The following is a 13,623-nucleotide window of genomic DNA, read 5'->3' as shown; positions in this document are numbered from 1 at the left end:
ACTATTACGGGCGTTGGCGAGCTTATTATTAATGCTGACGGGACCTTTACGTTTACCCCTGCCGCGGATTATAACGGTCCAGTGCCAAGCGCAACTTACACGGCAATCGATGCAAATGGCAGCACGAACACGGCAACACTAAGCTTCAATGATGTTAGCCCAGTTAACGATACACCAATTGCTGCCAATGACGGTCCTTTCACGGTGACAGAAGACACACCAGTGAATGGTAATGTATTAATCAACGATACCGATGCTGATGGAGATAACCTCACTGTCTCTCAATTCGTAATTGATGGCAGTGCAACCGTTTACACTGCGGGTGATACAGCAACCATTGCAGGTGTTGGTGAGCTTATCATTAATGCTGACGGCACCTTTACGTTTACCCCTGCCGCTGATTATAACGGCCCAGTGCCTAGCGCAACCTACACAATTACGGATAATAATGGCGGCACTGATACGGCAATACTGAGTTTCAATGATGTTAGCCCAGTTAACGATGCACCAATTGCAATTAATGACTCAATAACTACTATTGAAGGTACCCCTATAAATATTGATGTATTAGGCAACGATACCGATATTGATGACGAGTCCCTTTCTATTAAAACAATAGCAGGACAAGAAATTGTAATAGGTTTACCGATTACATTATCCGATGGGACTATTATTGAGCTCAATCAAGATAGAACTTTAACCATTACACCTCCACAGGGGTTCAATGGCACAATTAGCCTTGATTATACTGTATCGGATATTAATGGAGAGATAAGTACAGCGACAATAAATCTGACAGTAACAGCCATGCCTGCAGGTGTCGACATCAACAGTATTGTTCAAATTGGGCAGCAATATAATTCATCTAATACTTCCGATATAAGTAACACTGGGTCGGATAACAAAGACCGCGATGAACGACTTATTTCAGCACCAGGCGTAGTTTTACAAACAATCTTCGACGTTAGAGACTTGCATTCATCTGCCAACCTAAATGTAAGTGCCCCGATTCTTACTGCGATAAACGATATGCAAAATCTTAATAGCATGAGTAGTCATCTTAATATGAATCATCCGATTCTTGATGCAATGAGGGCTTTGGATCAATTCAGTATATTTAACCAACATCTAACAGGTATTTTTGGTGTTGATTACGAACCTTTTGATACAAATGAGATAAATACTTTTTCTCTAATTTTATCAATAGGGGGAGATGATATTTTGTATAACAATGAACTTACCGTCGAAACAATTGTACGCGATAGTGCGATCATCATGAGTTTACACACTCGATTGATAGAAAGTGAATCATCAGATGTTAAATACAATATTACTCGAGTTGATGGTCGTGCTCTTTCAGACTGGATATCAGTAGATAGTAAAGGTCTGGTATTAATAGAACCCCCTGTAAAAACGGACGTAATACAACTCAAAATTCATGCTGAAGACATTAATGGATCAAGTATTACTTATCCGATTGAAGTCGATTTTATTTCCGGCAGCGTGACAAAAATTGATACATCAGATAAAGCCAGTACGGACACCTTCGATAACAGAATTGCACAAGAAGCATATAGTAACACGGTAGAAGTAACAGCCTTGATACAAGCTCTTGATACAACAAAGTTTCAATAATGAATTTTTAAGTAAATATTTATGTAGCCAGGAGTAACAATAAATGAGAATCCCTTTTATACCAGCTGTATTTATTTTGTCACTGGGTGGCTGTACGGTAGTACCAGAGCCATTCGATACAACGCAATTATCACAACAAGCCAAAGATCGTTTATCGAGGGTTACACTAAACCAAGAGCCTGTATTAGCTCCGATAAATCTATATGATGCGATGGCGCGTGCACTTAAATATAACCTTGATTACAAGGTTGAATTAATGGAAGAAGCACTTCGATTGAGAGAAGTAGACCTGTCTCGTTACGACATGTTACCTCAACTGGTTGCTACAGGCGGTTATACAGGTAGAGATACATATGCAGGTGCATCGAGTCGCTCTTTACTAACTAATACTGAATCACTTGAGCCTTCAACCTCAAGTGAAAAGAATACACTCCAATCGGACTTGTCCCTAAGTTGGGACGTCCTTGATTTTGGTTTGTCTTATGTTCGTAGTCAACAAAAAGCTGATCAAGCACTCATAGCTCTAGAAAATCGTCGTAAGGTAGCCAACCGGATTATTGAAGATGTTCGTACTGCGTTTTGGCGTGCGGTGAGCGCAGAGAGAATGATTAATAAGCTGAATGGACTTGAGCGCAACGTAGAAGATAATCTTGCTGGTTCTCGATCTTTAGAAATAAGTCGTGCGACAGCACCATTAAAGGCACTTACTTATCAACGAGAACTTATTGGTATAAAAAGAGAAATTCAAAGACTACAGCGTGAGCTCATGATAGCTAAGCGACAACTTGCTGCGCTCATGAACTTATCTCCTAACGACAAATTTACTCTACTGCTGCCAGATAGAACCGCATCTCCATTAAAGCAACCATTTAGAGTAGAAGAAATGGTTTCTGCAGCACTTGAAAATCGCTCTGAGTTACGTGAAGTAGGATACCGTTTACGTATTAACTCCCATGAACTAGATGCAGCATTACTTTCTACATTCCCAAGTTTTCGAATGTTTTTAGGGGTTAACTCCAATTCTAACGATTTTTTATATAATAATGATTGGGTAAATTGGGGAGCTCAAGCAAGCTGGAACGTAATGAATTTATTCCGCTACCCAGCACATAAAACAGCCATCGAAGCTCAAGATACTTTGCTCGATACTCGGGCCCTCGCACTAACTATGGCAATTATGACACAGGTACATGTGGCACACGCTCGATATAATCATCTTTCAAAAACATTTAGCACTGTACAGCAAGAAAACGCTATACAAAAACGTATTATGGATCAAATACGAAGTGGTTTCAGAGCGAATACTATTAGTCAGCAAACCCTGATTCGCGAGGAAATGAATAGCCTTGTAACAGAGGTGAAATATGATATTGCTTTTGCTGATATGCAAAATGCATACGCGAATCTTTTCGCGGCAATTGGTATCGATGATTTTGGACCAAATATCACAGGTAGCGAACCTTTAGCCCAACTTAGCTCCTCACTAGAAACATTGTGGGCAACACGTACTACTCAATCAAGCTTAACAACTATAAGTGAAAAATAACCTGATGCAATTAACCCTAAAGCTTTTGGCAATTCTAATAATTCCAGGATTGAACGCAGGAGAAGCTATTGGGCAAATGCCACAGGATCAAGGAACAAGCTTTGGGAGTAATACGACCAAAGCTGTTCATGTTCGTGGGGTAATTACAGCCCGAGATACGGCAGTCATAAGCTCCAGTATTAATGGACGTATGATAAAATCTATCCCTTTTAGTGACGGTGAAGCCTTTGAAAAAGGTGTCGAATTAGTACGTTTCGATTGCACTCGCAATGAAGCTGAAGTAAAAGCAGCGAAAGCTGCTGCACATGCTCTTGAAACTATTTTAAATAGTAATCGAGAGCTTGATCAATATGGAGCTATTGGTAAAAATGATGTACTCATATCTGAGGCTAATTTTAATAGCGCTCAAGCAGAAGCATCTGCATTAGAGGCTACAATCAGTGATTGTATTATCAAAGCCCCTTACGCTGGGAGGGTTGTTGAGCGACTTGCTAGCATAGCCGAGAGCCCGACTACGGGTACACCTATTATAAAGATACAACGAGAAAGTAACCTCGAACTAAAACTTATAGTACCTTCTAATTGGCTTTCTTGGCTAAAGCCCGGTACCCCATTTGTCATTAAAATTGACGAAAATGGAAAAACACATGAAGCAAACATAGTACGACTTGGTGCCGTTGTAGACCCTGTCAGCAAAACAATTAGGGTGATTGGTCATTTTCGTGGAATCCCTGAAAATACGCTTCCTGGGATGAGTGGAGATGCACGTTTTATTCCCCCGGAGCAACGCTAATATGGAACCACATATCCATCTCGTAGATTCAAAGGGTAACAACCCCCAGCCAACAACGGCAATAACTCAAAGACTTTTGCAGTTTGAAGCTGAAATTCGTGATCAAGCAAGTGATATGGAGCTTCTATATCACATAGCTAACGAAAGTCGTAGTTTACTTAATTTTGATCAAGCATTTGTTTTAAAAAGACAAGGTGACACTGATGACATGAAAGTTAACACGGTTTCAAGTGTTGCAGTTGTTGACCGTAATACACCTGCAATTCGTTGGATTGAGCGCTTAATCGTTAGTCTAAGTCAAGATGTTGATCTAGGGAAAACACACGAATTTAAATCCCTAGCCTATGCAAATAAACAAGATCCTGAAACAAATGAGTACCCTTTTATTCATATGCTTTGGGTGCCTATGAAACAGCGCGATGGCTCTTGTTTCGGCGGCATATTATTAACACGAACACTTGCATGGCCTCAAGCAGAACGATTACTCGCAGAACGACTAGCAAGCACTTATTCACACGCTTGGATGGCATTTACACCACGCTGGAAAGATCGTCGGAAACCTCGATTTACACAGACTCAAAAACGAGTTGCCATAATTAGTTTAATTGCCATCATGTTAATACCAGTCAGACTTAGTGTACTCGCTCCGGTTAGAGTTATAGCTGAGAGACCTTTTATCCTATCAGCCCCGACTAACGGAGTGATTGAGCATATCCATGTGCCGCCAAATGCCCAAGTAAAACAAGGGCAATTAATAGTCACCATGGAAGATATTTTACTTCGAAACGATGCCGCAATGGCAACAGAAAAATTAAAAGTAGCCGCAGTTCGCTATGAACGAGCAACAAATGCAGCTTTTACCGACCAAGATGCAGCTCGAGATATTGCAATAATTAAGTCAGAATTTCACCTTGCTGAAGCTGAGGCAGCTTATGCTCAAGGAATACTAGAACGAGCACAGTTACGTGCACCTCAAGATGGTATAGCAGTCTATAGCGATCGCCGAGATTGGGAAGGTCGCCCAGTATCTGTTGGCGAACATATTGTAGAAATTGCAGACCCAAAAAAAGTGGAGTTTATTATTGAATTACCACTTCGAGATCTAATTGAAATTAATCCTGAAGCAGAGGTAACCGTCTATCTTGATAATGCACCACTTAATGCTGTTTCAGCAAAAGTAGCACGTAGTTCTTATCATTCAAGTAGACTACCTGACGGTCGTGAGGCATTTCTTCTAGCCGCTACACCAACTGGCGAAGATAATAATATTCGAATAGGTGCTCACGGCTCTGCTCGTGTATACGGCGATCGAGTACCACTAATTTATAGAATATTACGACGTCCAATAGCAGCAATGCGTCAAGGCATTGGCCTATGACCATAGCGGCAACGATAGATGGCGGAGTAAAGAATGTACAACTTCCTAAATTACGTCAAGAGTTACAAATAAGCCGTGGAGCAGCGCTTATAGGAGGTGCCCCGAGCTGGACCATATTCGATCCTATACATCACGCTTTTTTTGAAATAGGGCAGCGAGAGTTTGAAATATTATCACTATGGCATTTAGGAGAGTTAGCTAAACTTATTGAAACACTAAAGCTCAGACAGCAAGATTTACTTCCTAATGAGCTAGAAGAATTTACGAAGTTTCTACTTGCAAACTCTCTAGTAGAAAGTTTACCCGGAAACATAGTAGAAAACTTTGTGGAGCAAGCCGATGCCCGTCATCAAACACCGCTGCAATGGATTTTAAGAAATTATCTTTTCACACGTATACCGTTAGTTCACCCAGACCAATTTCTTAGAAAAACACTGCCAAAAGTAGCTTTCATCTGGTCCTCAAAAGCAATTCTTATTTGGGCTATGCTAACCACCATAGGATTATTTTTAATTGCACGTAATTGGGATCAATTTCTTGCAACTTTTCCTGATTTTTTTAATGTTCAAGGCTTTTTCTTATATGGAATCGCTTTGATTTTAGTAAAAATACTTCACGAATGCGGTCATGCCTATACAGCAGTACGTTATGGAGCCAGAGTTTCAACTATGGGAATTGCTGTAATGCTACTATTTCCTATGCTCTATACTGATACCACTGGAGTATGGCGATTACGCTCTAGACGACAGCGATTAGAAGTTGATAGTGCAGGAATTCGTATGGAGTTAATGGTTGCCGGCTTGGCGGGCTTTGCTTGGGCACTACTACCTGAAGGAGCTTTACGCAGCACCGCTTTTATTCTAGCAACAACCGGTTGGCTACTCAGTATGTTCATTAATTTAAACCCTTTTATGCGTTTTGATGGATATTATTTTTTATCAGATGCCGTCGGTGTTCCAAACTTACAAGAACGCTCATTCGCTTTTGGGAAATGGCAGTTACGTGAATGGCTTTTTGGTCTAGGCAGACCAATGCCTGAAGCAGTTAGTAAATTTGGTGCAAATTGGCGAACAGCCTTTGCTTTTGGCACTTGGATTTATCGTATTTTTTTATTTACTGGTATTGCACTTGCTGTTTACTATTTTTTCTTTAAAGCGCTCGGTATCATTCTTTTTGCTGTAGAAATAATTTTCTTTATAGGGTTACCAATATGGAACGAAATAAAGCAATGGTGGGCTATGCGTAGCGAAATTACAAATAACTGGCAAAGTCGCCGAACAATTTTAGGATTTATTAGCCTATTACTACTCATCACATTACCAATTGATAATCATGTCACTGTACCTGCTGTTTATAGTTATGGTGGTGATCACTTAATTGTTGCTCCAGAGGCAGCTATAATAGATAAAGTGCTAATTTATGATGGAGCTACAGTTACAGCTGGGGATACACTTTTTATACTTAAATCACCAGAATTAGAAATAGCTTTAATACGAAGCCAATTACATATTAATCTGTTAACTGCTCAAATAAGTAGAGCTGTTAGCGATAAAATGGATAGATCACAACTACCGGTTTTAGAACAACAATTAATCAGTGAGCAAGAAAAATATCTACGATTTATTGAGCGAAAAGAGCGTTTGCGAATAAAAGCTGCGTTTACCGGTAAAATTCGCGATTTACGCCCAAATTTACACCCTAAACAATGGTTAGGTTCTGGAGCAGAACTTACCCGCATTGTCTCTTCGTCCCATGCAGATGTTCGTGGTTATGTTTCTGCTATTGACCAGACTCGATTAACACTTGGTAATAAAGCGCGCTTTATCGCTGATAATCCTACTTCACCTGCAATAATATTATCCTTAAGTTCTATAGCTCCATTGGCTGCTGATCGCATTGATTTACGCGCTTTAACCTCAGTAAATAGTGGGGATATTGCAGTAGATGCAGATAAACAAGGTGTATTACGTTCACGTGAACCTGTTTACTTATTACGGTTAGATCCTACTGAACCTTTATCTGTAGATAACCATACAGCACGTACTATTATTGGATCTGTAGAAGTAGAAGCTGAATCTACAAACTTAGCTTATCGTATATTCCAGCAAGTGGCTCGAGTGCTTTCTAGTGAAATTGGTTTATAGAAAAATTGTGACCTATAACTTATTCAAGCTGTAGTAGCTATTCTATACAATATTACCTAAAAAGAGCTTACGACCTATAAGATTTTATAAACTGGCTATCACGATAATTATTATGCTCAGTTCATCTATTGTGAGCAGTGTTGCTGAACAATAAAAAAGACGCAAATGCGTCTTTTTTATTAAATCATCAAATATCCATAGTCGTTATTATAACAATAAATATTTTACTTTGAGCGACCTCTCCAGCCACTCCATACATCATCTATATCATCGGCTTTGTTTTTGTTCTTTTTCTTACCGGTGCCTTCTGGTTTTGCCATTGGCTTTTCATTTTTAAGCGCCTGTGCAGCATCAAGATTAGCTTGGTTAACGGCAAAGCCAGCTACTTCCTCACGTTCAAGGCGTAGCTTATTCTTCTTCTCGATAATTTTAAAGTGATGAAAATCTTCATAATCAATTAATGATAATGCTAAGCCTACTTCGCCCGCACGACCACTTCGGCCAATACGGTGCATATAATCAGAAGGGCTGCGTGGTAGGTTAAAGTTTATTACCACTGGCAGTTTTTCAATATCTAAACCACGTGCGGCAATATCGGTTGCGATAAGTACTTCAATCTCACCCGCTTTAAATTTTTCTATTACGCGAGTACGCTCACTTTGACCTTTATCACCATGGAATACTTGTGCGTTAACACCGCGTTTTTCAAGTTTGCTGGCTAAGTGCTCACAGTCTTTTTTCGCGTTTACAAAAATCAGTGCTTGGCGCCAGTTATGTGTTTTAATTAAATGCGCTAAAACAGTCGTTTTTTCACCTTTATTTACGGTAAACACACGCTGTACTAACGTACTTTCGTCTTTGCTTTGAACTTGTATTTCAACAGGGTCGTTTAAGAGATCTTGTGTTAATAGCTTAACTTGCTCTGGAAAAGTAGCTGAAAACAACATAGTTTGTTTTTTAGCAGGCATTAACGCTAATAGCTCAGCAAGCTCTTCGGTAAAGCCAAGGCTTAGCATGCGGTCGGCTTCATCAAGTACAAGCGTATTTAGTTTATCAAGCTTAATCGCGTTACTTGAGATTAAATCGAGCAAACGTCCAGGCGTTGCTACAATAATATCGGCGCCACCACGAAGAGCCTGCATTTGTGTGTTAACCGATACACCACCAAACACAGCAACCGTTTTAATTGCGCCATTAAAGTTAGCAGAATACGATTTAACGCTATCGGCTACTTGCGTAGCAAGCTCACGAGTAGGTACTAAAATAAGCCCCGTTACAAAATTGCCTTTGCTCGCTGTGCTTTTACTACCTTGTTCAACAAACATTTTTTGTAGCATTGGCAGCGCAAACGTTGCTGTTTTACCTGAGCCAGTATTTGCCCCTGCAATTAAATCACTGCCGGCAAGCACACAAGGTATAGCCTTAGCTTGAATTGGCGTAGGCTGGGTATATTCCAAATCGGTTAAACGAGCTAATAGCTCTGGAATAAGGCCAAGTTCGGTAAATGTGCTATGGCTTGTTGCTGAGGTCATGAATATTACGGGCTCATTGCTAAAAAATGTAGCCTGCAATTTTAGCGTATTTAACGCATATTAAGTAGGGGTTAGTGATTTTAATGTTTTTATAGGTAACGACGGCTAGCTTTGAACTACGAGTTACGAGTCGGTTTATGGCAAATACTATCCAATAATGTCGAAATCTTTACGTTCAAACACATAGCGGCGAGAACGCTTTATTTTTTGATAAATACAGTCAATTGCAGTTATAGCTGATTCTTCTAAGTAATATTTGTTTTAGTATGCTCAAATCAGCCACAGTTTAAAAATAATACGGCATAAAAAATAGAAGAAAAAACCTAATTCATTGTTTAAAAAGGGATATAAATAAGAAAAAACAACTGACATAAACTAGATATTATAATCGACCTAGTTATTTATAATAACCTTAGCAATATAGTAAATAACTTTAGCAATAAAAATACTTTCGCTATTGCTGCTCTATTCGACACAGAAATCTCAGCATATGTAGATAGAATAAGAAAACTAACAAGTCTAGATATTTTATGACAAAATGTTGAATCTAATGCTGCTGGAAAGGAGCTTTATGGTCTAATTTATGACCTCAGCTCTGATATAAATTGGATTTAAACTATGTATATTATACCTGAAACCTTTTACTGGATATTAACTGGACCATTTATAATTGCTTTTCTCATTTCAACCTTGTGCTTCACTCGTATCTCAATGAAGTATATTGAAAAGAAAATGCGTGAGGAAGGGATACACGAGCCACTTTGGGATAAAGGGCTAGGTATAAGAGTGAGCATGTATGGCAAAGTAATAAGGCGGCAAAAGCCAGCGAAGGCGACGGTTGTTAATGACGAAGCCATTTTACGATACGCCAGACCTATCGATTTAATTTTAGCTCGCGCAATGCATTATTCTTTCATAATTATGATGATCCTATCCGTTTATGGCTACTTTGCTTATGATTTAAGTAATCGCACACATTAAAAAAGGCGCATTGGGCGCCTTTTTATCTTTAACAGGGGTAATTACCAACCTATTGATTTTACTCAACAGTAACCGATTTAGCTAAGTTACGAGGTTGGTCAACGTCAGTACCTTTAATTACCGCTACGTAGTACGACAGTAACTGTAATGGCAATGTGTAAACAATTGGCGCAATAATATCGTCAGTGTGATTTACGTTGATTACACGCATTGTGTCGTCTGACTCAAAGTGTGAATTTTTATCTGCAAATACGTAAATAATACCGCCGCGAGCGCGTACTTCTTCTACGTTTGATTTAAGTTTTTCTAGCAATTCGTTATTAGGTGCAACAACAATAATTGGCATGTCGGCATCAATAAGCGCAAGTGGACCATGCTTAAGCTCACCGGCGGCGTAGGCTTCTGCATGAATGTACGAAATTTCTTTAAGTTTAAGCGCGCCTTCCATTGCAATTGGATATTGCGAACCACGACCTAAAAATAATGAATGCTGTTTATCGGCAAACTCTTCCGCAAGATCTGCAATGTCATCAGCTAATAATAATGTTTCTTCTAACTTAGCCGGAAGTACTTTAATTGCATTTACAATCGCACTTTGATCAAGCCCTTTTTCTTGTGCTATAGACGCCGTAAGCATTAACAAACCAACTAATTGCGTAGTAAACGCTTTAGTCGATGCAACACCAATTTCAGCGCCGGCTTTAGTCATAAAAGCAAGATCTGATTCGCGTACAAGCGATGAACCAGGCACATTACAAATGGTCATTGATGCCATGTAACCTTGCTCTTTAGCTAAACGAAGAGCAGCAAGAGTGTCGGCTGTTTCACCAGATTGTGAAATAGTAACAAGTAAGCTTTTTTCATGCACAAACGATTGACGGTACCTAAACTCTGACGCAATTTCTACGTTACAGCTAACACCTGCAAATTGCTCCAGCCAGTAACGTGCAACCATACCTGAATGGTAAGACGTACCACAGGCAATAATTTGCACGTGTTTTACATCTTTAAATATTTGCTGTGCACTGTCGCCAAATGCATCAATTGCTACACGGTCGTCGTTTAAACGCCCTTCAAGCGTATTACGTACAGCAAGTGGCTGCTCATAAATTTCTTTTAGCATGTAGTGGCGGTAATCGCCTTTGCCTGATGCATCTTGCGTAATGTTTGATTCAATCACTTCACGCTCAACTGCATTACCGTCTGCATCAAAAATTTCTACTGTGTCACGTGTAATACGCGCTACGTCGCCTTCTTCTAAAAATATGAAGCTGCGAGTAACAGGTAATAATGCTAACTGATCAGACGCTATAAAGTTTTCACCAAGACCCAAACCAATAACAAGCGGGCTACCTGAGCGTGCAACTATAATTTCGTTATCATTATCTTTATCAAATACAACGGTACCAAAAGCGCCTTCAAACTGTTTAACAGCAGCTTGTACTGATGCAAGTAATGTTGTGTGTTGCTTACGAAGCTGGTGAATTAAATGCACCATTACTTCAGTATCAGTTTGCGATAAAAACTCGTATCCATCAGCCTTTAAAGCCGCACGTAACGTAGCGTGGTTTTCAATTATGCCATTATGTACAAGTGCTAATTGATTATTTGAAACATGTGGATGTGCATTCGCTTCTGTAACGCTACCATGTGTTGCCCATCGTGTATGTGCAATGCCTGTATGTCCGCTAACGCCTGCTTTTTCTAGAGCTGCCTCAACGTTAACTACTTTACCTACCGCTTTTACAGTGTTAAGTGTATTTCCATCAAGCAACGCTACGCCAGCTGAGTCGTAACCACGGTATTCAAGACGCTTAAGCCCTTCAATTAATATTTTGTTTACTGGACGTTCTGCAACTGCCCCAACTATTCCACACATAAAGTCTCCATTAATTTTTTATATTCGCCACTTTGTGGCTATTCAATAAATTCAGCACAAATTAGTTTTACACCACACGCCTCAATTGCTTTGCGTTTATCGTCAGCTAAGCCATTGTCGGTTATTAATGTGGTTACTATTTTCCACGGTAATTCTAAATTAGGTATTTTTCGGCCAATCTTATCTGATTCAACCATTACTATTACTTCTCGTGCCGCTTTTGCCATTACTTGGCTTAAACCAACTAACTCATTAAAGGTCGTTGTTCCGCGCTTTACATCTATACCATCAGCGCCAATAAATAACTGATCAAAATCGTAAGAGCATAATACGTTTTCGGCTACTTGCCCCTGAAATGATTCAGAATGTGGATCCCATGTTCCACCGGTCATCAAAAGTGTCGGCTCGTTCTCTAGCGCTAACAATCGGCTAGCTACTTTAATTGCATTTGTCATAACAACTAGACCGCGCTTATTAGCAAGTTCAGGGATCATAGCAGCGGTAGTACGTCCGCTATCAATAATAATGCGGTTATGATCTTTTATAAGCGTTGCGGCAGCTTTTGCGATAGCTACTTTACGCTTTGAATCTATTTCATCGCTAACAATTTCTTTAGGTAGTGCAATAGCACCGCCATAGCGGCGAAGTAATAAGCCACTTTTTTCAAGCGAGGTTAAATCTTTACGAATGGTTACTTCAGATGTTTGAAACTGTTCTGCTAACTTTTCAACGGCGACTTCACCTAATTCATTAACCTGAACCAGTATATTGTGGCGACGCTGCTGTGTATTTCGTTTTGTCATAAAGATTGCGAATTAAGTTTCGTTTCGAAAGTTATGCAATTTTAAACGAAACAACCTAAATGGCAAGTGAACGAGCAAAAATAACACAGTTTTATTCTAATAATAATAAAACTAAAAGTACGGTAAGCTATAACCAATTAAGTTATAAAGATAAATACAATGCAGTCATTTAATAGCATCAGTAAAGAATACTTAGCACAGCGAAAGCAAGCAGGTGAAACCTGCCGTTTATTTAATAAGAGCCCAAGTAAAGGCAACTTAAAACGTATCAAGGAGTTATTTTTAAAGTCAGGTGATGGTGTAATTATAGAATCAGGTTTTCATTGCGATTATGGCAATCAAATAGTTATTGGTGATCGTACTTTTATAAATATTAATTGCACACTACTCGACTCGCCATTAGCCAATTACTCAATCATGATTGGTGATGACTGCTTAATAGGTCCAAACGTTCAGCTTTTAGCGGTATCACACGCAGTTAATCCTACTGAAAGGCTTAATAAAGAAAATTTTGCAGCACCTATCGCAATAAGCAATAACGTGTGGATTGGTGCTGGTGCAATTATTTTAGCGGGTGTAAGTATTGGAGAAAACAGTATTATTGCTGCAGGTGCTCTGGTTACAAAAAATGTAATGGATAATACTGTCGTAGCGGGTAATCCTGCCACAAAAATTCGCGATATTTAAAGGGAGTTTATTTAGCTTCTAACTTTATGTGTTTTTGAACTCTAATAATAGTAGCTATATAAACGTACTTTACAAGGGTGTGTATTTCTTTAGCAGTAAACACTTGAGTGAAATGAAAGATATTGGTGTAAGTACAGGTGCGAGTTGTACATTATTCCCCCAGATTTCACTTTTCTGCAGACGTAAAAAAGCCCGAATCGTTAGATTCGGGCTTTCTACAATTTGAAGCCTGGTAATGTCCTACT

The 13,623-nt window shown here is 39.4% G+C and carries 10 protein-coding genes; 7 read left to right on the top strand and 3 right to left on the bottom strand.

The window, feature by feature from the left end:
- The 5 genes from GQR56_RS20085 to GQR56_RS20065 all read left to right on the top strand — a co-directional run.
- Positions 1-1,635 (top strand): cadherin-like domain-containing protein (locus tag GQR56_RS20085; protein WP_206018231.1); only part of this gene is annotated, 1,635 nt, incomplete at its 5' end.
- A gap of 43 nt (positions 1,636-1,678) precedes the next feature.
- Entirely contained in the window at positions 1,679-3,181 is a 1,503-nt protein-coding gene (locus tag GQR56_RS20080) for a TolC family protein (protein WP_166114939.1), read from the top strand.
- A 76-nt stretch (positions 3,182-3,257) separates the two neighbouring features.
- Positions 3,258-3,974, top strand: coding sequence for an HlyD family efflux transporter periplasmic adaptor subunit (locus tag GQR56_RS20075; RefSeq protein ID WP_166114937.1), 717 nt, complete (start codon positions 3,258-3,260; stop codon positions 3,972-3,974).
- Between the two features lies 1 nt (position 3,975).
- The gene (locus GQR56_RS20070) at positions 3,976-5,352 is read left to right on the top strand and encodes an HlyD family efflux transporter periplasmic adaptor subunit (RefSeq protein ID WP_166114934.1); all 1,377 of its coding nucleotides are present in this window, start codon (positions 3,976-3,978) and stop codon (positions 5,350-5,352) included.
- Entirely contained in the window at positions 5,349-7,496 is a 2,148-nt protein-coding gene (locus GQR56_RS20065) for an HlyD family efflux transporter periplasmic adaptor subunit (RefSeq protein WP_166114931.1), read from the top strand. Before GQR56_RS20070 ends, GQR56_RS20065 begins: the two co-directional genes overlap by 4 nt.
- A gap of 224 nt (positions 7,497-7,720) precedes the next feature.
- On the opposite strand, the gene GQR56_RS20060 is transcribed toward GQR56_RS20065, so the two are convergent.
- Entirely contained in the window at positions 7,721-9,028 is a 1,308-nt protein-coding gene (locus GQR56_RS20060; RefSeq protein WP_166114929.1) for a DEAD/DEAH box helicase, read from the bottom strand.
- Between the two features lie 711 nt (positions 9,029-9,739).
- On the opposite strand from GQR56_RS20060, the gene GQR56_RS20050 reads away from it, so the two are divergent.
- A complete protein-coding gene (locus GQR56_RS20050; protein WP_166114926.1) occupies positions 9,740-10,009 on the top strand; it encodes a hypothetical protein in 270 nt (89 codons plus the stop codon).
- 58 nt (positions 10,010-10,067) lie between these two features.
- Here GQR56_RS20050 and glmS read toward each other — a convergent pair whose 3' ends face one another.
- Together glmS and GQR56_RS20040 are read right to left on the bottom strand one after the other, a co-directional pair.
- Positions 10,068-11,888 (bottom strand): glutamine--fructose-6-phosphate transaminase (isomerizing), encoded by a 1,821-nt coding sequence (gene glmS / locus GQR56_RS20045; protein WP_166114923.1) that lies wholly within the window; start codon positions 11,886-11,888, stop codon positions 10,068-10,070.
- Between the two features lie 38 nt (positions 11,889-11,926).
- Positions 11,927-12,691, bottom strand: coding sequence for a DeoR family transcriptional regulator (locus GQR56_RS20040; protein ID WP_166114922.1), 765 nt, complete (start codon positions 12,689-12,691; stop codon positions 11,927-11,929).
- Between the two features lie 159 nt (positions 12,692-12,850).
- On the opposite strand from GQR56_RS20040, the gene GQR56_RS20035 reads away from it, so the two are divergent.
- Complete coding sequence (locus tag GQR56_RS20035; RefSeq protein WP_166114920.1) at positions 12,851-13,378, top strand: sugar O-acetyltransferase; 528 nt, start codon at positions 12,851-12,853, stop codon at positions 13,376-13,378.
- The last annotated feature ends 245 nt before the right edge of the window (positions 13,379-13,623 follow it).

It is taken from the genome of Pseudoalteromonas sp. Z9A5 (assembly GCF_011378875.1).
In the GTDB taxonomy this organism is placed as follows: Bacteria; Pseudomonadota; Gammaproteobacteria; order Enterobacterales; family Alteromonadaceae; genus Pseudoalteromonas.
Note: the sequence above shows the minus strand (reverse complement) of the source record. Positions and strands in the feature narration are given on the sequence as shown.